Origin of the sequence: Nonomuraea sp. B5E05 (genome assembly GCF_039880665.1) — a bacterium.
GTDB lineage: Bacteria > Actinomycetota > Actinomycetes > Streptosporangiales > Streptosporangiaceae > Nonomuraea.
Genome location: NZ_JBDPMJ010000021.1, coordinates 142,967 through 162,063, shown reverse-complemented (window position 1 = coordinate 162,063; position 19,097 = coordinate 142,967). Strand labels below are relative to the sequence as shown.

The 19,097-nt window shown below is 70.0% G+C and carries 19 protein-coding genes; 9 read left to right on the top strand and 10 right to left on the bottom strand.

Annotation, left to right across the window (positions count from 1 at the left end; genetic code table 11):
* The coding region (locus ABGB01_RS32880; protein WP_347777465.1) for a transposase at nucleotides 1–243 on the top strand (243 nt) is incomplete at its 5' end.
* Between the two features lie 148 nt (nucleotides 244–391).
* On the opposite strand, the gene ABGB01_RS32875 is transcribed toward ABGB01_RS32880, so the two are convergent.
* Together ABGB01_RS32875 and ABGB01_RS32870 are read right to left on the bottom strand one after the other, a co-directional pair.
* On the bottom strand, nucleotides 392–763 hold the full coding sequence (locus tag ABGB01_RS32875) for an STAS domain-containing protein (RefSeq protein WP_347777463.1): 372 nt from the start codon (nucleotides 761–763) through the stop codon (nucleotides 392–394).
* Nucleotides 764–950: 187 nt separating this feature from the next.
* Nucleotides 951–1,175 (bottom strand): hypothetical protein, encoded by a 225-nt coding sequence (locus ABGB01_RS32870; protein ID WP_347621815.1) that lies wholly within the window; start codon nucleotides 1,173–1,175, stop codon nucleotides 951–953.
* Between the two features lie 389 nt (nucleotides 1,176–1,564).
* Between ABGB01_RS32870 and ABGB01_RS32865 the strand changes: the two genes are divergently transcribed.
* The 3 genes from ABGB01_RS32865 (at nucleotide 1,565) to ABGB01_RS32855 (ending at nucleotide 4,393) form a co-directional block, all read left to right on the top strand.
* Nucleotides 1,565–2,662, top strand: a complete 1,098-nt coding sequence (locus tag ABGB01_RS32865) for a helix-turn-helix transcriptional regulator (protein ID WP_347777461.1) — start codon at nucleotides 1,565–1,567, stop codon at nucleotides 2,660–2,662.
* Nucleotides 2,652–3,797 carry a hypothetical protein gene (locus ABGB01_RS32860; protein ID WP_347777460.1) on the top strand — a complete coding sequence of 382 codons (1,146 nt, stop codon included), beginning with the start codon at nucleotides 2,652–2,654 and terminating at the stop codon, nucleotides 3,795–3,797. The genes ABGB01_RS32865 and ABGB01_RS32860 overlap by 11 nt, the downstream gene beginning before the upstream one ends.
* Nucleotides 3,798–3,889: 92 nt before the next feature.
* Complete coding sequence (locus tag ABGB01_RS32855) at nucleotides 3,890–4,393, top strand: GNAT family N-acetyltransferase (RefSeq protein ID WP_347777458.1); 504 nt, start codon at nucleotides 3,890–3,892, stop codon at nucleotides 4,391–4,393.
* A gap of 72 nt (nucleotides 4,394–4,465) precedes the next feature.
* On the opposite strand, the gene ABGB01_RS32850 is transcribed toward ABGB01_RS32855, so the two are convergent.
* The 6 genes from ABGB01_RS32850 to ABGB01_RS32825 form a co-directional block, all read right to left on the bottom strand.
* Nucleotides 4,466–6,217, bottom strand: a complete 1,752-nt coding sequence (locus ABGB01_RS32850; protein WP_347777456.1) for a DEAD/DEAH box helicase — start codon at nucleotides 6,215–6,217, stop codon at nucleotides 4,466–4,468.
* A gap of 134 nt (nucleotides 6,218–6,351) precedes the next feature.
* Nucleotides 6,352–7,599 (bottom strand): hypothetical protein, encoded by a 1,248-nt coding sequence (locus ABGB01_RS32845; RefSeq protein ID WP_347777454.1) that lies wholly within the window; start codon nucleotides 7,597–7,599, stop codon nucleotides 6,352–6,354.
* Nucleotides 7,600–7,683: 84 nt separating this feature from the next.
* Nucleotides 7,684–9,069 (bottom strand): MFS transporter, encoded by a 1,386-nt coding sequence (locus ABGB01_RS32840; RefSeq protein ID WP_347777452.1) that lies wholly within the window; start codon nucleotides 9,067–9,069, stop codon nucleotides 7,684–7,686.
* A 28-nt stretch (nucleotides 9,070–9,097) separates the two neighbouring features.
* On the bottom strand, nucleotides 9,098–9,970 hold the full coding sequence (locus ABGB01_RS32835; protein ID WP_347777450.1) for a zinc metalloprotease: 873 nt from the start codon (nucleotides 9,968–9,970) through the stop codon (nucleotides 9,098–9,100).
* A 76-nt stretch (nucleotides 9,971–10,046) separates the two neighbouring features.
* Nucleotides 10,047–10,307, bottom strand: a complete 261-nt coding sequence (locus ABGB01_RS32830) for a DUF3039 domain-containing protein (protein ID WP_132509798.1) — start codon at nucleotides 10,305–10,307, stop codon at nucleotides 10,047–10,049.
* A 167-nt stretch (nucleotides 10,308–10,474) separates the two neighbouring features.
* The gene (locus ABGB01_RS32825) at nucleotides 10,475–12,082 is read right to left on the bottom strand and encodes a DHA2 family efflux MFS transporter permease subunit (protein ID WP_347777448.1); all 1,608 of its coding nucleotides are present in this window, start codon (nucleotides 12,080–12,082) and stop codon (nucleotides 10,475–10,477) included.
* A gap of 157 nt (nucleotides 12,083–12,239) precedes the next feature.
* Here ABGB01_RS32825 and ABGB01_RS32820 point away from each other — a divergent pair, with 157 nt between their 5' ends.
* The gene (locus ABGB01_RS32820) at nucleotides 12,240–12,848 is read left to right on the top strand and encodes a TetR family transcriptional regulator (RefSeq protein ID WP_347777446.1); all 609 of its coding nucleotides are present in this window, start codon (nucleotides 12,240–12,242) and stop codon (nucleotides 12,846–12,848) included.
* A gap of 22 nt (nucleotides 12,849–12,870) precedes the next feature.
* Here ABGB01_RS32820 and ABGB01_RS32815 read toward each other — a convergent pair whose 3' ends face one another.
* On the bottom strand, nucleotides 12,871–13,449 hold the full coding sequence (locus ABGB01_RS32815) for a YqgE/AlgH family protein (RefSeq protein WP_347777444.1): 579 nt from the start codon (nucleotides 13,447–13,449) through the stop codon (nucleotides 12,871–12,873).
* Between the two features lie 112 nt (nucleotides 13,450–13,561).
* Between ABGB01_RS32815 and ABGB01_RS32810 the strand changes: the two genes are divergently transcribed.
* Nucleotides 13,562–14,068: a hypothetical protein gene (locus tag ABGB01_RS32810; RefSeq protein ID WP_347777442.1), complete on the top strand. Its 507-nt coding sequence runs from the start codon at nucleotides 13,562–13,564 to the stop codon at nucleotides 14,066–14,068.
* Nucleotides 14,069–14,084: 16 nt separating this feature from the next.
* Here the strand turns inward: ABGB01_RS32810 and ABGB01_RS32805 are convergent, their stop codons facing one another.
* Nucleotides 14,085–14,702, bottom strand: coding sequence for a TetR/AcrR family transcriptional regulator (locus ABGB01_RS32805; RefSeq protein ID WP_347777440.1), 618 nt, complete (start codon nucleotides 14,700–14,702; stop codon nucleotides 14,085–14,087).
* Nucleotides 14,703–15,203: 501 nt separating this feature from the next.
* Between ABGB01_RS32805 and ABGB01_RS32800 the strand changes: the two genes are divergently transcribed.
* From ABGB01_RS32800 to ABGB01_RS32790, 3 genes are all read left to right on the top strand, one after another.
* Complete coding sequence (locus tag ABGB01_RS32800; protein WP_347777438.1) at nucleotides 15,204–15,953, top strand: IclR family transcriptional regulator; 750 nt, start codon at nucleotides 15,204–15,206, stop codon at nucleotides 15,951–15,953.
* 80 nt (nucleotides 15,954–16,033) lie between these two features.
* Entirely contained in the window at nucleotides 16,034–17,527 is a 1,494-nt protein-coding gene (glpK, locus tag ABGB01_RS32795) for a glycerol kinase GlpK (protein WP_347777436.1), read from the top strand.
* A complete protein-coding gene (locus tag ABGB01_RS32790; RefSeq protein WP_347777434.1) occupies nucleotides 17,524–19,074 on the top strand; it encodes a glycerol-3-phosphate dehydrogenase/oxidase in 1,551 nt (516 codons plus the stop codon). Before glpK ends, ABGB01_RS32790 begins: the two co-directional genes overlap by 4 nt.
* Nucleotides 19,075–19,097: the final 23 nt, after the last annotated feature.

Genomic DNA, 19,097 nt, shown 5'->3' with positions numbered 1-19,097 from the left:
CACCGACTCGGGAGCTTCATCTCCTACAAGGCGGCCCGGGCCGGGGTCGCCGTCATCCACGTCGACCCGTCCTACACCAGCCAGCAGTGCTCGGCCTGCGGGCACGTGGACAAGTACAACCGGCCCGACCAGGAAACCTTCTCCTGCACGTCGTGCGGCTTCGCTGAGCACGCCGACGTCAACGCAGCCCGCAACATCGCCTCACGCGGTGATACGGGCTGGGCAGTGAGTCACGCTGCCTGACGCGGACCGGACCGTCGAAGCCATCGACGGCGAGGAGCTGCAAGCTCGGTCGTTCACTTCACGGCCGAGAAGCTTCATGTGAAGGTCAACGCCCGCCGGAGAGAACCTCATACGGTGAGTGAGAGATCTTCACCCGCGCGACAAATTCTTAGCCCCGGGTCAGTCGCAGGGCGTCGTCGGTGTGGTCGAAGACCTCGAAGGCGTGCCGGAGACCGGTGATCGACAACACCCGCTCCATCACTCCCTGCACCCCTCCGAGCAGCAGCCTGGTGTCCCTGGCCTCGCAGCGCTGCAGGACCTCGACGAGCTCGTTCATGCCCATCGAGTCGCAGAACCAGACCGCGCCCAGATCCACGACCAGGAACGGCTTCGCGGGCAGCTCCCACACGCGCTGCAGGTGCTCTCTCAGCGCCGGCAGCCCGTTGACGTCGAGCTCGCCTTCGAGTCTGATGATGACGGCGTTTCGAGAGAGGCCGGAAGTGACGATCAGCGTCGACCTACCGGTGGCCTCAGACGACATGGGCGAAGCCCTTCTGCATATCCCAAGACAGGCAATCGTGGTTGTTGCCGCTTGAGTCGAGCTTCTAACAGAAGGTCACTGCTCTGTGTCCAAACACACAGAGTCACTCAGCGTGACCGCGCCCGCGGCGGCGCGGTCGGCACGCGCGCAGCGCAGGGGGGGCGGTGCGCCGCGCGCGGTGACCGCCTCAGGTCGCTCCGAAGGTGATCAGGTAGGCGAGGGCGAGGACGGAGAGGACCACGAGCAGGGCGCTCGTGCCGCTGATCACCATGATCAGGCGCGTACGCTTGAGCAGCCCGCGGATCGCGGCCAGCGTCAGCGTGATCATGGTTGCCAGCATGAAGAGGGACATGGTCCGGGAGTCGGATGACATGGGCGTGGCCACCGAGAGGTGGAGGACTAGTGTGGTCATGAAGGTTTCCCTGGTGCGGAGACGCGCTCTGACAAGAAATCCGGGATCGCGGGCCACCCCTTCGCTGTCGTCTCAGGGCGCCTGCGCTCGTTTTCCGCGCGGGGTGCCGCTCTGGCCTGGTACGGCTCATGGGACTCGGGCCTGCGATACCACCTCCACCTCTATTCAGTAAACTTCAGTTTTCATTAACTGAATCTCTATGTGCAGAGGTTTACCCACTCTCAACCCACACATTCACCCTTGGCAGCCACGCAGCTGTGGCTAGACTGGTGCTTCCTGTGCGATCCGTTCGCGCACGTAGCCTGGTTGTGCTGCCCTAGCTGCGACTTCTTCACCGACTTCGCCGCCGGGGCCTATATTCACTGAAGTTCACTTGAATGAGGCTTGGCATGAGCGGTGACGAATCCGCGCGGACCGCGCTGGCGCGCCGGCTGCGCGAGCTCCGCGACAGCCGATGGCCCGGCCTGCGGGTCACCCAGGCACAGTTGCGCGACGCGTTCGGGGTCAGCGTTCCGCTGATCTCGTCGTGGGAGTCGACCCACCTGATCAAGATCCCGCCGGTGCACCGCCTCGAGAAGTACGCCGCGTTCTTCGCCACCCGGCGATCGCTGGCCAACGGGCACGCCCGCGTGCTCCCGCTGTCGGACATGACGGCCGAGGAGCTGGCGGAGCACCGTGCCCTGCTCGACGAGCTCATCCGGCTGCGCAAGAACGCGCTGCGCTTCCAGGGCGCCGAGAGCTCCGACCCGGCGCCGGACGCCCTCCATGAGGGGCCGTGGCACTTCGCCGACGGCGAGCCGATCACGATCATCTGCTCGCAGATCCCCCACGACGAGCGGGAGAAGATCACCTACGCGGACCCGTCGAGCCCCGACTACATCGAGCTGTACAAATACTCCGATCTTGACTCCCTGTTCGAGCTGTGGGGCCATGTCAGAGCCGCCAACCCGCACAGCCTCGTGACGCTGCGCGCGACGGAGGACCTTCGCGCCGACGACCTCACCACCCACGTGGTGCTCCTGGGCGGCGTCGACTACAACGAGGTCACCGCGTACATGCTCTCGCGGATCGAGCTCCCGGTGCGGCAGGTGCCCGACTGGGAGGGCGAGAGGGGGCCGTACTTCGAGGTCGACGAGGGCGGCGAAACGCACAGGCACTACACCGTCACCAGCGGTTCAGGCGATGGCGTACGGCTCACAGAGGATGTCGGCTTCTTCTACCGTGGCGTCAACCCGGACAACACCAGTCACACCTTGACCATCTGCAACGGCATGCACTCGCGAGGCGTCTACGGCGTGGTGCGGGCGCTCACGGACGCGCGCTTTCGCGACCGCAACACCGCCTATCTGCGTGACCGGTTCCGCGAGGCGGAGGCGTACAGCATCCTCACGAGGGTCAGGGTGCAGGGCCGCGTCGCCGTCACGCCCGACTGGACGGTCGCCTCGTACCGGCTACACGAATGGCCGGGTCCCCTCCATGGAGCATGAGAGAGCACAAGCCGGCACGGAGCATCATCACGGCTCCCACAGGCACCTGGTCGACCTCTACCGCGAGCACGCGGAGTCCGGGACCGTCGACGCGATCGTCGTACCGACGATCCGGCATCCGAGCTGGCTCGGCCACGCGATCCGCCTGGCCGTCGCGCTGGACTGCCCGCTGGTGACCCTGCACAGCCGCAGGTGGAGCCGCCCGGACGAGGCGGCGGCGCTCCTGCTCCCGACCGGCGTGGACTACATCGTGATCGACGTCGACGACACGGCCCGGCTCCACCTGCCGGAATTCGCGACCTCCGCGCTCGTGAAGGGCACGCCGTTCCACCGCGCGACCGATCTCAGCGCCAAACGCAACACCGGGCTGCTCCTCTCCCGCCTGATGGGCTGGCAGCGGGTCGTCTTCCTGGACGACGACATCGTGGTCGGAGGGCACAAGGAGGTCGCGGCGGCGGCGGCTCTGCTCGACGACTATGACGCCGTGGGCATGCACATCGGCGGTTATCCGGACAACTCTGTGGTGTGCCACGCGCATCGGCTGACCGGCGGCGACCAGGACTCGTTCGTGGGCGGCGGCGCCCTCGCCGTCGAGACCACCCGCAGGCCGTCGTTCTTCCCGAACATCTACAACGAGGACTGGTTCTACCTGCTGGGCGAGACGTCGCTGCGGCGGCTCGCGGTGACGGGCATGGTGACCCAGCGCGCGTACAACCCGTTCGACCGGCCCGTCCGCGCCCGTGACCAGGAGCTCGGCGACGTGCTGGCGGAGGGCGTCTACTGGCTTCTCGACGGCGACGGGGCGAGCTGGGAGGCCGCCACCCGGCCGGCGCACTGGACGAGTTTCCTGGCCAGGCGCAGGGCGTTCATCGAGGACGTGCTGCGCCGCGTCCGGCGGCGGCCCGGCTCAACCGACCGCACCGCCATGGAGGAGTCGCTGCTCGCCGCACTCGGCCGGCTCAAGCTGATCACCCCCGACTTCTGCGTCTCCTACCTGCTCGCATGGAAGGCGGACCGCCATCGCTGGGCCGGCCACCTGGCCGGGATCCCGCAGCTCGAATCGAGCGTGGCGGACGCCATGAAGTGGGTGGTCAGGCCGGGGGCCAAGCCGTTGCGCTGGTGGGCGTCCCGGTAAACGCCTGTTGATTCAGGGGAGCGGCATCCGGGAATCTGTGGTCCGTGGGGGCCTCCGAAATTCGCAAAGCCATCCATACTGACCTCCCTGCCATGGTCCGGTCCCTCGGCCAGGAGGCCTATTTCGCCGACCGGCTGGGCAGGCAGGACACCGGCCACGGGCTCCTGCTCGTCGCCTGGGACGGGCAGGAGGCGGTGGGCGACGTGTACGTCTGGCTGGCCCCGGCGGAGGAGCCCGAGTTACGCGCCCGTCTACCGGGCGTGGCCCTGCTCACCCACCTGGAGGTCGTGCCCTGGCGGCGCAAGCAGGGCATCGGGACGGAGCTGCTGTGGGCGGCCGAGGACCGGCTCACCGCCCTGGGCCACGAACGGGTCGCCCTGGGCGTCGGGCTGGACAACGAGGACGCGCAGCGGCTCTACCTGCGACTCGGATACGCCGAATGGCCGTACGGGCAGGTCGCCACGACAGAGGTCGTCTACCACCCGGACGGCCGGCGCGAGCTCAGGCCCGAGCGGTGCCGCATCATGGTCAGGCGCCTCGCCGCGTCAGATGAGCCGCCTTCCACAGATGGCCGACGAAGCCCTCCCGTCGGGTGAAGACGGCATCTCCACCACGACGGGAGTCATCCCATCGGGCCGTGCACGTCACCGGCCTCCCGGCCGGTGCGCCTAGCGCCGCTGGGTGGCCCAGCGGCGGATGGTGGCGATGCGCTCCTGGATCTGCTCGGCGGTCGCCTGGGCGATCGGCGGGCCGCCGCAGGCGCGGCGCAGCTCGGAGTGGATGACCCCGTGTGGCTGGCCCGTGCGGTGGTTCCACGCGCCGACCAGGCCGTTGAGCTCGCGCCGCAGCTCGGCGATCTGCTCGTGCGGCGCCAGCTTCTGCCGCGGCTCGTCGGCCGGCTGCTTGCGCTTGGCGGCCTGCTGGTCGGACTGGCGCTTGCGCAGCAGCGTGGCCACCTGGTCGGGCTCGAGCAGGCCGGGCAGGCCGATGAAGTCTTCTTCCTCGGCCGAGCCGAGCTCGGCCCCCGTGCCGAACTCACCTCCGTCGAACAACACCCGGTCGAACGTGGCCGACGTCTGCATCGTCTCGAACGGCAACTCGTCGCCCAGGACGTCGGGGTTGTCCTTCTCGCGGTTGGCCTGTTCGAGGAGGGTGTCGTCGAGGCCGTCCTCCGGCGGCCGCTTGTTGAGGACGTGGTCGCGCTCGGCCTCCATCTCGTTGGCCAGGCCCATGAGCGTGGGCACCGAGGGAAGGAAGACGGACGCGGTCTCGCCGCGCTTGCGGGCGCGGACGAACCGGCCCACGGCCTGCGCGAAGAAGAGCGGGGTCGAGGTCGAGGTGGCGTAGACGCCCACGCACAGGCGGGGGATGTCGACGCCCTCGGACACCATGCGCACGGCCACCAGCCAGCGGTCCTCGGACGCGGCGAACTGCTTGATCTTCTTCGACGCGCCGGGGTCGTCGGAGAGGACCACGGTGGCCCCCTCGCCGCTGATGGTGCGCAGGTGGCGGGCGTAGGCGCGGGCGGTCTCGTGATCGGTGGCGATGACCAGGCCGCCGGCGTCGGGGACGCCCCTGCGCACCTCGGTGAGGCGGCGGTCGGCGGCCTGCATGACCTGGCGGATCCAGTCGCCCTTCGGATCGAGCGCGGCCCGCCACGCCTGGGAGAGCTGGTCCTTGGTGAGCGGGGTGCCCAGGGTCGCGGCGATCTCGTCGCCGGCCCGCGTGCGCCACTTCATCTCGCCGGAGTAGGCCAGGAAGATGACCGGGCGCACGACCCCGTCGTCGAGGGCGGGGCCGTAGCCGTAGGAGTAGTCGGCGACGCTGCGCTTGAGGCCCTCAGTGTCCTCCTCGTAGGCGACGAACGGGATGGGGTTGTCGTCGGACCTGAAGGGGGTGCCGGTGAGCTGGAGCCGCCGTGTGGCGGGCTCGAACGCCTCGCGCACGCCGTCACCCCACGACTTGGCGTCGCCCGCGTGGTGGATCTCGTCGAAGATCACCATGGTCTTGCGCGCCTCGGTGCGCGCCCGGTGCAGCGCCGGGTGCATGGCGACCTGCGCGTAGGTCACCGCGACCCCGGTGTAGTCGCGCGACGTGGCGCCCTGGCTGTTCTTGAACTCGGGGTCGATGTTGATGCCCACCCGCCCGGCCGCGTCGGCCCACTGGCGCTTGAGGTGCTCGGTGGGCGTCACGATGGTGACCGCTCTGATCACCCCGTTGGCGAGCAGTTCGCTGGCGATGCGCAGGGCGTAGGTCGTCTTGCCCGCGCCCGGGGTCGCCACGGTGAGGAAGTCGCGCGGCTCTCGCCTGAAGTAGAGGTCGAACGCCTCCTGCTGCCACGCGCGCAGCTTGGGGGCGGTGCCCCAGGCGGCTCGGTCGGGATAGGAAGGCGAAAGGTGGGACGCGGCGAAGGTGCTCACCGCATCACCTCTGGGGTTGGTGTGCTTCGCTTTCTCACAGTGACCCTAGAGTAATCGGGCCCACCGACAAGACGTGCCGTGAGCCGAGGATTCTGGCCAAGGTGATCCTTGCGTGTTAAGGGGCGGGCGGGCTCTCATCCCGGCCGCAGGCTCGTCATGACCGTGTCGAGTTCCTGCCTGCGCTCGGTGTCGGCGGGCTGGAGCAGCCCGACGAGCAGGACGGCCCTGGCGCCGCGGGTGAGCAGCATCACTCGCAGGAAGGCCGGCCGGTTGACCACGTCCCGATATTCCGCTCGCAGTGCCCGGGTGTGGCCACCCGGAACCTGCTTGTCCTCCACGACGGTCACGCGGTCCCCTTTGAGCAGGAGCCTGGAGTAGAGCTCCGCCGCCTCCTTGGCGGCTTTCCCCGCGTCCTTCACCGGCGGCATCGGCCTGGCCATGACGAGTGCTCCGGCGTCGTCCCTGACGACCGAGGTGAACCCGGTGACGGGCGGCACCGGCCCCTCTCGCCACCCCTGCGGCAGCGCCGCCGACACCCCCGCGCGCGAGTCGCTCAGCCGGCCCGTCTCCGCCGGCGGCGCGGTGAACCTCAGCACCACGACGGCCACCACCACGATCAGCCCCGCCCCGGCAGGCAACGCCACCAGCACGCCCGCCCACCGGCGCCACCTCCTGCCTCCCACCCGCCCGCGCGCTCCAGGGTCGGCCGGGGAGCCGTAGAGGCTGGCCGACGGCGGCAGCGACTCTCCGGCCGGCGACGTGCCGCTCCCACGGCCGCGTCCGCCGCCGAGCCCGTCGTCCTGGCCGTTGTGCCGGCCGGGGTACGTGGCCCCGCGGATCCGCGGGTTCCACGGCTCCTCCTCGTCCTCCGGGTCAGGGCCGAGATCCAGCGGATGGGACCGTTCCCGCCGGCCCCGCGACGGCCCGTCATCACGCCCGGGAAAGTCGCCCCGGCCCGTCTCGTACGGGACCTCGGGAGAAACCCTCCAGCCGGTCTCGCCAGGCTCGGAAGCGGACCCCCAGCCCTTCTCGCGTCCGGGCTCGGAAACAGGCTCCCAGCCCGTCTCCTGAGCAGGATCGGAAACAGACCTCGTGTTCCTCTCCAGCGCGGGGTCCGCGGGCGCAGGAGAGCGCTTGGCATCGGCGGCGGTGTCCCTGACGCTCGCGAAGGGGTTCTTGCCCCGCCGCGGCCTCCCGTCGCGGTGCGCGCCCCACACGGGCTTGCCGTCCTCAGGAGAAGTGCGTCCCTCCGGAGAGATGCGGTCAGGAGAGGTGCTGTCCTGCGGGGAGGCGCCGGCCTCGGAAGGATTGCGGTCCTCAGGAGGGGTACGGCGGTGCCGGGCGCCCGTCTGCGGGGGCCAGACACGGTGATCACCCTCCATGACAACCTCCTTGTCCCGCTGTCCTATCACTCCTCGCGACGAGGATCAGGCGATCCGTTGTCGTTGTGACAGGAGAGGCGGAATTCAGCGGGTGCGGCCGGCGAGCACGGTGCCGCTCAGCGCGATGGCGGCCATGAGGATCGAGATGACGACGAACCCGGTGGCGATCTCGGTGGAGGAGTGCCCGATCAGGTTGACCAGCGCGCCGCCGACGCCGATCGACAGCGCCGAGCCCAGCATGTCCGTCACCGACAGCGACGCCGAGTTGGCCCCCTGCTCGTTGACCGGCGACTGCTTCAGCGCCGTGATGCTGACCGTGGTCATGCCGAACCCCATCCCGAAACCGGCGATGATCCACGCGGGCACGGCGATCCATCCGCTCACCCCGGGCAGTACGGCCAGCAGGCAGAGCAGGACCGCGACGGCGATGCATCCCATGCCCAGCCGGATCCGCAGGTCCGCCTGCCCTTCTTTCCTGCTCTGCAGGTAGGAGCCGGCGGACCAGCCGAGCGCCCCGGTGGTCAGCGCGACGCCCGCGCTCGACAGGTCGAAGCCCTTCACCTCCTGCAACGCCAGCGGGATGAAGGAGTTGACGCCGAAGAAGGAGGCCGAGAAGAAACCGCGCATCATCACCGTGGTGGGCAGCCCGCGCCCGAACCGCAGCGCCCGGGGAGGCAGCAGCCGGAACAGCCCGTACGCCAGGGACGCCAGCCCCGCCGCCGTCTCCAGGGCTCCCGTGACGGGATGCAGGTGCAGCCGGTCGATGCCGTGCAGCAGCACCCCGGCACCGGCGGCCGCGGCGGTGGCGGCCAGCGTCATGGCCACCGGCCTCGACCTCGGCCCGCTCGACGGCGCCTCGCCCGGCGATGACGGCTGACGCAGCGCAGGGACGAGCATCACCAGCGCGGGCACCACGAGCGGGATGATCCCGAAGAAGACGAAGCGCCAGCCCCAGTTCTCCGCCACGAATCCGGCCACGGCCGGGCCCACCATGGCGGGCACCACCCAGGCCGCGGAGATGGCCGCGAACGCCTTGGGCCTCGACTCCACGGGATAGACCCGGGCGATCATCACGTACAGCGCCACGATGGTGGTTCCCGCCCCCAGCCCCTGCACGGCCCGCGCCACGAGGAACACCACCGCCGACGACGACGCCCCGGCCAGCGCCATCCCGATGACGAACAGCACCACTCCCGTCACGAACGGGATGGGGTAGCCACGCCGGTCCGACCAGAGGCCGGCCACCACGTTGGCGAACAGGCTGGCGATCAGGAAGGCCGAGAAGCTGATGCCGTAGAGGTTGAGCGCGTCGAGTTCTTCGGCGATGGCTGGCATGGCGACGCCGACCGACATGCCCTCGAAAGCGACCAGCGTGACCACGAGGAGGATGCCGAGGGTCGCGGTGCGGTAGCGCGGGCCGAAGATCCGCGGCGGCTGGTAGGGAGTGTCGAGTGCCTTTGGTGCTGTCACCAGCACATCGTAGTCAGCGCCGCATCGCTCACGGCGTCGCCTGCCGGTACGCCGCCCACATCTCGTGCATCCGTTTGGCCTGTCCTTGGGTGAACTCCGACATGCACCGGTCGTGGGCGTAGTCCATGAAGTTGTGCACGGGGTCGAGGCCCGCCTTCGCACAGGAGTCGGCGCGCTCGGGGCAGCCCTTGGTCGGCTTGGCCTGGGCGGGGGTGTCGTCGATGCCGTCGCCGGGCTCCTTGCAGCCGTTCTCGAAGGTGTGGAACAGCCCGAGCCAGTGGCCGATCTCGTGGACGCCGGTGAAGCCGCGGTTGTAGTTGGTCATCGCGCCGCCGGGCAGGCTGCGCCAGTCGATGACCACGCCGTCGAGCACCGGCGCGTCGGCGTACCAGTAGGGGTAGCTGGCGAAGCCCAGCATGTGCTCGCTGAGCTGGGCGATGTAGAGGTTGAGCGTGCCGGGGCCGCCCTGGTGCAGCGCGCTCTTCATGGCCCGCTCGTGACCGACGGGGTCGCCGAACCAGGCGGCGTTCTGCCTGACCGTGATGGCGTCGAGCCGGAACTGCACGCCGGTGTCCACGCCGCCGAAGAGGCCGGCGTACGCGGAGTTGAGCACGTCGATCTGCGCTTCGACCGCCTGGTCGGAGACCTCGCGGTCAGGCCGCGTGATGACGTGCACCACGGTGGGCACGGTGATCTGAGTCGGCGGCGTGACGCCCGCCAGGCGCCGGGCGAGCTCGGACTGAACCTTGGCCACGTCTCCCGGCTGGGGCGAGCGCGGCCAGGGCTCCTCCGGCGCATGCCGGCTGCAACCGGCCGCGTGGGCGGCGCCGGCCCGCACCGGCGGGGCGAACCAGACCGCCAGCAGACATGCCAACGAGGCGGCCGTCGCACGCCGAGCCATAGATCCTCCACTACGGAATGAGCCGATATGGCTACAGACCGTAGCTGTTTAGCGGAGGATTACCGCTCAGCAACACTCACTGCTTGTCGTCGCCCTCGCCGTCACCAGAGGGAAGGCCCTCGTAGATCTCTTTGCACTCGGGGCAAACGGGGTATTTCTTGGGGTCACGGCTGGGCACCCAGATTTTGCCGCACAGGGCGCGGATGGGCGTGCCCGTCACCATGCTCTCGGTGATCTTGTGTTTGTCCGCGTAGTGGGCGAAGCGCTCGTGATCGCCGTCGCCGTGCGAGGTCCGCGGCGTGGTCTCCTGCTCTGGGAGGATCTTCGTGCTGCTCACCCCACCGAGTTTATGCCCGCTCGCGACCGTGTCCTCCACCCAGCGGTGCGGCCCCCGCCGCGAAGGCGAGGGCCGCGGGCGCGAGCAGCGGGCGGACGGCTGACCGGACGGGCCGGCCGGCCCACCCGAGTCAACCCGCCGATCAACCCGCCGATCAACCCGTCCGGTCAGCCCACATGGACCTGCACGCCCTCGGCCTTGCGCCCGGCCCTGACGAACAGCGTCAGCAGGGCGGTCAGCACGGCGATGCCGGTGCTCACCAGGAAGGCGAGGTGCATGCCGTCCATGAAGGAGTGGTGCACGGCGTCGACGATCGGCTGCGGCACCCCGGGAGGCGCCGCGCCGAAGGCGGCCGCCTTCTCCAGCCCGATCATCTGCGCGGGCGGGATCGTCTGCGCGGCGGGGCCGAGGTAGCCGGGCAGCGTGCCGGAGATCTCGGCGGCCATCACGGCACCCAGGATCGCGGTGCCCAGCGCGCCGCCGACCTGCATGGCCGACTGCTGTACGCCACCCGCGACACCGCTCAGCTCAAGCGGCGCGTTGCCCACGATGATCTCCGTGGCGCCCACGAAGACCGGCGACATGCCGAAGGCCAGCAGCACGAACGGGATGGCGCTCGCGAGGAACGACGCGTCGATGCTGAGCTGGGACATGAGGAACATGGCGAGCGCGGTGATCAGCAGACCGGCCGCCATCGTGATCTTCGGCCCCAGCCTGCCGATTGCCATGCCCGCCAGCGGCGAGGCGACGATCATGCCGGCGCTCATCGGCAACATGCGCAGGCCGGCCTCCAGCGGGGTCAGGCCGTGCACGCCCTGGAAGAAGAAGCCCAGGAAGAACATCGCGCCGAACATCGCGAACGCCACCATCATCATCAGCACGGTGCCGATGGAGATCGAGATGTTCCTGAACAGCGACAGCGGGACCAGCGGCTGCCTGCCCATCTTCTGCGCCCTGTTCTGCCAGAAGATGAACGCGGCGATCAGCACCGCGAACGCGCCCAGGAAGGTCAGCGTCGTGCTGTCGCCCCAGCCCCAGTCGGGAGCCTTGATGATCGTCCACACCAGCGAGAACATCGCGCCCGACAGCAGCAGCACGCCGAGCCAGTCGATCCGCGCCATCGTCTGCGCGCGGTTGTCCTTGATCAGGAAGACGCCCATGACGAGGGCGATGATCCCGACCGGCGCGTTGATGAAGAAGACCGACTCCCAGCTCACGTTCTCGACCAGCACACCGCCCACGATCGGCCCTGCGGCGCTGGACAGGCCGATGATGCCGCCCCAGGCTCCCATCGCCTGGTTGAGCTTCTCCCCCGGGAACGCTCCACGCAGCAGCGCCAGGGCGGCGGGCTGGAGCAGCGCGCCGAAAAGGCCCTGGAGCACCCGCAGGCCGATGAGCGCGCCGACGGGTGAGAGGCCGGGAATGACGCCGGCCAGTTCGGCGCTGAGACCGATGCCCACGGACGTGATCGCAAAGCCGGCGACACCGATGAGAAAGACGCGCTTGTGCCCGAACAGGTCGCCGAGCTTGCCCGCGGTGATCAGGAACACCGCCAGCGCCAGCAGATAGCCGCTGGTCACCCACTGCAGGTCCGACAGCGTAGCCTTCAGATCGGCCTGGATCACCGGGTTGGCGATGCCCACCACCGTGCCGTCGAGCATCACCATGATGACGCCCAGGCTGACCGCCAGCAGCACCAGCCACGGATTGCCGCCGGCCCCCGCCCGGTCCGGGCCGGGCGACGACGGCGCGTCGACCGCCTTCGCTTGAGCCATGACTCCCCCTCAAATGACAAATAGCCCCAGATCAGGGCATAGATATCGCAAGCCTCACTAATTTATGGCAGCCGACGACTTCAGACAACCGACTTTCAGATGACGCCGTATGACTTGTGGCACACTATGACAGAAAGGTTTCGAGGGAGTGACCGCTGTGGGTCTGCGTGAACGCAAGAAGGAGAAGACGCGCCTGGCGATCCTCGACGCGGCGCTCGACCTGTTCCTCGAACAAGGATACGAGTCGACCACCGTCGAGCAGATCGCGGGGGCCGTCGAGATCTCCCCCCGCACCTTCTTCCGCTACTTCACCAGCAAGGATCACCTGGTGTTGTGGTTCCACGACCACGGCGAGCAGCTCATGGTGGAGACCCTGCGCTCCCGCCCGCAGGGCGACCCGCCGTTCACGGCGCTCATGCACGCGGTGCGGGCGGTGCTGAGCGACATGGAAGGCTCAACGGAGGACGAGCACCGCAGGTTCCTCAAACTCCGCCGGATCCTCGACGAGAATCCGCAGCTGATCGGCCAGTCGGTGGCCAGGAGCGCCGGCACCGAGCGCCGTCTCGCGGAGCTGGTCGCCGAGCGCAGGGGGGTCGACGTCGACACCGACCAGCTCTCCCATCTGATCGTCGCATTCGCCATGTCGGCGATGCGCGTCGGCTTCGAGTGCCCGCGCCGCGACGGCTCGGTGCCGGAGATCACCGGCCGCATGGCAGAGACGATCGAGCTGGCCGAGCGCTCGCTGCGGCCGGGATGGGACCTCTGAGGCGCGGGGCTCGCCGAAGGGCTCAGTTCATCGTCGGATCGTCCGGGCAGGTCGCCACGAAGGCCAGCTCGCCGTTCTGGCGCCGCAGCACGTGCCGCCAGAGCGAGCCTGGATCGGCGTAGAAGGTGTCGCCCGCCTCGGAGTCGACGACGTACCAGGCGCCCTCGGCGATCTCGCTCTCCAACTGGCCCGACGTCCACCCCGCGTACCCCGCGAAGATGCGCATCTGTGCGATCTCCCCCTGCAGGATCTCGGGCGGCGCGTCCAGATCGACCGTCCCCAGCCGCGAGACGGCCGGGGTGCCGGCGTGCAGCCTGCGCCAGCCGAGCGGCTCCTCACCACTCGGGACCGCCGCCAGCGCGAGCGCGCTGTCGGTCTGCACGGGCCCGCCCTCGAAGAGCACCGGAGGCCCCGTCACCAGCGGATCCCACACGGGCAGCACCTGCGTCACCGAGATGTCGCTCGGCCTGTTGAGCACCACGCCCAGAGTGCCCCCGTCGTGGTCGTGTTCGAGGATCAGCACGACGCTACGCCGGAAGTTGGGGTCGTCAAGGAGCGGCGTCGCCACCAACAACCCGCCGACGTAGATCGCTTCCGCCATACATCCATCATGGCGTGTATCCGGGGGCGTGCGCTCCCCTCGTGAGTCGATGTTACTTTTCGTTGCTGCTTGGGCACCTTACGTAGCAAAGATCACACTCCGGGGGGAGCGCATGCGTATCGGTACTCGTGTCGTCCTGGCCACGCTGCCCATGACCGTGGCGCTGCTCCTCCCTGCCACCGCCTGGGCCTGGCCGCGGCTGGATCCAGGAGACCCGTTCACGATGACGGTCGACGACGTGGCCTGCCGCTCCGGCCGGGCGACCGTCACGCTCCGCAACGTGACCCGCCAGCTGGCAAGGTACGACCTGAGGGCCGACGGCAGGACGGTGGCGAGCGGCTCGATCCCGGCGCGCAAGACGGTCGTCAAGCAGGTCCGGGTGAGGAGGGGCAGCCGCGCCGAGATCGAGGCGTACTCCGTCGCCGAGCACAACCCCGACACGCTGATCGACTCGACCGACATCGAGAACGACTGCCCCTGGGGCCACCACCTCGACCGCCTCCCCTTCACAGGTCCGCCCGTGGACCTCATGGCCAAGCTGGCCACGGCGGGCGGGCTGGTGATCATGGGAGGCGTTCTGTGGTGGTACGGCTGGATCTGGCCGCGCTCGGCCCCGTGAGCCCGGACGGGGCCCGCTAAGGGTCGGGAACGAACGCGCCGGCCCGCGCGGCGGCCAGCCCGCGCGACACCGACCGCTCGGCGTCCCGCCGCGTCACCGGCTCCCTCGTGACCACGAGGCGGTAGTAGAGCGGGGCCGAGATCGCCCTGACCAGCTCACCTCCGTCGGTCCCCTCGGGCAGCTCTCCCCGCTTGACGGCCAGGTCGACGACGGTGACCCACTCGTCGATGCGGCGGGTGAAGAAGGCCCGCAGCGCGTCGGCGGCCTCCTCGTCGCAGGTCCCGGCGGCGATCACCGCCTGCAGCGTGGCGCCGAGCCGCCCGTCGGTGACCGCCTCCCAGACGGACACGGCGTTGGCCAGCAGGTCACGCTCGACGTCGCCCGTGTCGGCGTGCGGCGACGACTGGTTGGCCAGCTCTTTCATGAGGTCGGCCACCAGGCCCGGGGTGCTCCCCCAGCGCCGGTAGACCGTGGTCTTGCCGACGCCGGCCCTGGCCGCCACCTGATCCATGGTCAGGCCGTGGAAGCCGTGCTCGACCAGGATGTCCTGGGTGGCCTCGAGTACGGCTGCGCGTACCCTCGCGGTGCGGCCCCCCGGCCGCACGGTTCCCGCCAGACGGGAAGGTTGTTCCATCTAAACTCCTCACCGCATACCGGCATGCCCGGCTAACGGGACACTTATCCCGTTAATGGCGCATGTTCTTACGGCCCCGGCCTCTTACGACCCGCGGCGGACCAGGTGCCCCTGCTCGTGGACAGGGTCGCCGGCCTGGTCAGGCGGCGCAGGCATCTCCTTGTCGGCATGGCGTGCTCGGGCTCTCCTCGTTCACGGGAGGGCTGGCGACCTCGCCGGGGGTTGTGCTCGTGGCAGGTGACCCGGGGACTCGCCGCCGCCATCGCACGCCCGCCGGGCTCTCCCTGCTGACCATGTCGTTACTGAGGGGGCATTCCGGAGTCGGGCGCGGGGCTGAACGGGGCGTTGTGGTCTGCCGGGTTCACCGCTGGCGACATTCTAGGCCGACTCCCGCTGCCGCGCTGCTGGTAGGCGGGCACCTTTTCGCGATCCGCGCACCCGACGACCGGCGTGCGATTACCGTTCGGCAATATCGAACCCCTCTGCACTAAGGTGCGAGGTGTGGGAGAGACGATTCAATCGGTCGAGCGGGCGGCCGCGATCCTGCGGCTGCTCGCCTCGGGCCCGCGCCAGCTCGGCGTGGCCGAGCTGGCCAAGGCGCTGGGCCTGCCCAAGGGAACACTGCACGGCATCCTGCGCACGCTGGTCCGTGTGGGGTTCGTCGAGCAGGACCAGGCGACGGGGAAATACCGGCTCGGCGCCACGCTGCTCCACCTCGGCAGCAGCTACCTCGACGTCAACGAGCTGCGCACCCGCTCGATCAACTGGGCCGACGCCCTGGCGGGGCGCAGCAGGGAGAGCGCCTGGATCGGCACCCTGCACGAGGGGCACGTGCTGGTGATCCACCACGTGTTCAGACCGGACGACAGCATGCAGACCCTCCAGGTCGGCACCTACCTGCCGACGCACGCCAGCGCCCTCGGCAAGGTCCTGCTCGCCCACGATCCCTACGGCGAGGCGCCGGCCGCGCCGCTGCGGGCGTACACGAGGGCCACGCTCACCGACCCCAAGGCGCTGGAGGCCGAGCTCGACCAGGTCAGGACCCGCGGCTGGGCGGCCGAGACGGAGGAGCTGACGGAGGGCGAGGTCGCCATCGCCGCGCCCATCAAGGACGCGCGCGGCATCGTTGTCGGCGCCATCGGCATCCGGGGCGCCGTCGAGCGGCTGGCCTCGGACGGAGCCCTGCACATGGAGTACGTCTCATACGTGCGCGACGCCGCCCGCGCGATCACGCGCGCCCTCGCCCGCTGACTTGTCCACCCCCATGACGACCGCATAACATCTGTCCCATCGTTCGACATTGTCGAACCCTGATCCAAGCGAGGAAGCTCGTGCCTCGACCGCACTACGTCGCAGCCATCGACCAGGGCACCACGTCCAGCCGGTGCATCGTCTTCGACGAGGCCGGCAACATCATCTCCGTCGCCCAGCGCGAACACCGCCAGATCTTCCCCAGGCCCGGCTGGGTGGAGCACGACGCGGACGAGATCTGGCAGGCCGTGCGCGGCCTGCTCGGAGAGGCCGTGAGCGGCGCCGGCATCGAGGACGCCCAGATCGCCGCGCTCGGCATCACCAACCAGCGCGAGACCACCGTGTTGTGGGACCGCGAGACCGGCCGGCCTGTCCGCAACGCGATCGTCTGGCAGGACACCCGCACCGACGCGCTGACCCGGGCCCTGGCCGAGCACGAGAGCCTGTTCAAGGAGCGGGCCGGGTTGCCGCTGGCCACCTACTTCTCCGGGCCGAAGATCCGCTGGCTGCTCGACGAGACCCCCGGCCTGCGGGAACGGGCAGAGCGCGGCGAGGTGCTGTTCGGCACGATGGACAGCTGGTTGTTGTGGAACCTCACGGGCCGCCACATCACCGACGTGACCAACGCCAGCCGTACGATGCTGATGAACATCCACACGCTGGGCTGGGACGACGAGCTGCTGGCCGCGATGGGCGTGCCGCGCGCGATGTTGCCGGAGATCCGCCCGTCCGCCGAGGTCTACGGCCGCACGGCGGGCGGCGTCCCGGTCGCCTCCGCGCTCGGCGACCAGCAGGCCGCGCTGTTCGGGCAGACGTGCTTCGCCCCCGGCGAGACCAAGAGCACCTACGGTTCCGGCAGCTTCCTGCTGATGAACACCGGTCACGAGCCGGTCGTCTCCAAGCACGGCCTGCTGACCACCGTCGGCTACCAGATCGGCTCGGGCCCGGCCACGTACGCGCTCGAAGGCGCCATCGCCGTCACCGGCTCCCTGGTGCAGTGGCTGCGCGACAACCTGGGCCTGATCTCCAGCGCGGCCGAGATCGAGACGCTGGCGAGGACGGTCGACGACAACGGCGGCTGCTATTTCGTGCCGGCGTTCTCCGGGCTGTTCGCGCCCCACTGGCGCTCCGACGCGCGCGGAGTGATCGCGGGACTGACCGGGTTCGTCAACAAGGGCCACCTCGCGCGGGCCGTGCTCGAGGCCACGGCGTGGCAGACCCGCGAGGTGGTCGACGCGATGAACGCCGACTCCGGGCTCGACCTGACCACCCTGCGCGCCGACGGCGGCATGACCGCCGACAACCTGCTCATGCAGACGCTCGCCGACGTGCTGGCGGTGCCGGTCATCCGGCCGATGGTGGCCGAGACCACCGCGCTGGGCGCCGCCTACGCGGCCGGCCTGGCCACCGGCTACTGGCCCGACGTCGACAGCCTGCGGGCCAACTGGCACAAGGCCGCCGAGTGGCGTCCCGCGATCGACGAAGCCGTACGCGAGCGCGAATACCGCAACTGGAAGAAGGCCGTGGCGCGCACCCTCGGCTGGGTGGAGCAGGAGGAGGGGAGCAGAGCATGACACTCGCGATCGGCACCGACCGCGCGGAGACCAGGCACGAGCTGGCCGGCACCGCATACGACCTGCTCGTGATCGGCGGCGGCATCCTCGGCACGTCGGTGACCTGGATGGCCGCGCAGGCGGGGTTGCGGGTGGCGATGGTCGACGCGGGCGACTTCGCCGGCGCCACGTCCAGCGCCTCCTCCAAGCTCGTCCACGGCGGCCTGCGCTACCTGCAGACCGGCAACGTGCGGCTGGTCGCGGAGAACCATCGCGAGCGGCGCGCCCTGGCCGCCGACATCGCACCCCACCTGGTCAAGCCGCTGACCTTCGTGGTGCCGATCTACAAGGGCGGCCCGCACGGCGCCGCCAAGCTCGGCGCGGGCGTGTTCCTGTACTCCGCGCTGTCGGTGTTCGGTGACGGCATGGGCAGGGTGATCACGCCGCAGCAGGCCATGGCCAAGGTGCCCGCCCTGCGCTCCGAGGGCCTGCGGGCCGCCGCCGTCTACGGCGATCACCAGATGAACGACAGCCGGGTCGCGGTCATGACCGTGCGGGCCGCGGTGGACGCGGGCGCGGTCGTGCTCAACCACGCCGAGGTCGTCGGGCTGCGCCAGACGGGCGGCACCGTGACGGGCGCCGACCTGCGCGACCGGCTCGACGGGACCGAGTTCGGCGTGTCGGCCAGGCTCGTGCTGAACGCCACCGGGCCGTGGGTCGACCACCTGCGCCGCATGGAAGACCCCTCCGCGGCGCCCAGCATCCGGCTGTCCAAGGGCGCTCACCTGGTGCTGCGCAGGCAGGAGCCGTGGAAGGCCGCGCTGACCACGCCCATCGACAAATACCGCGTGTCGTTCGCCATCCCGTGGGAGGACCACCTGCTCCTCGGCACCACGGACGAGGCGTACGAAGGCGACCCGGCCGCGGTGCGGGCCACCGAGGCCGACATCGCGCAGATCCTCGACGAGGCGAGCCACTCCGTACGCGACTCCCAGCTCAGGCGCGAGGACATCACCTACGCCTTCGCCGGGCTCCGGGTGCTGCCCGGCGGCCCCGGGCAGGTCGCGGCGGCCAAGCGGGAGACCGTGGTGACCAGCGGCTCGGGCGGCATGCTCTCCGTCGCCGGCGGCAAGTGGACCACCTACCGGCACATCGGCAGGCACGTACTCGACACGCTCGCCCGCCTGCCGGGGCAGCCGCTGGGCGACGACCTCGCCGACATCCTGCCGGCCGTGCCGCTGCCGGGGCTGGCCAGCCCCGACGCGGTGGCCATGCGGCTGTGGACCGACCGCGACCCGGGCACGCGCATGGACCCGCTGGTGGCCAGGCACCTGGCCACGCACTACGGATCGATCGCGTTCGACCTGGCGCGGCTCATCCGCGAAGACCCGGCGCTCGGCGAGCGCATCCACCCCGACGGGCCGGACATCTGGGCCCAGGCGGTCTACGCCCGCGACCGCGAGTGGGCGGCCACGGTGGACGACGTCGTACGCCGCCGCACGACGCTCACGGTGCGCGGCCTCGACACGCCCGACGTGCGGGCCAGGATCGAGAAGCTGCTCGCCTGACGGCCCTGTTCGCGTAGGCGGCG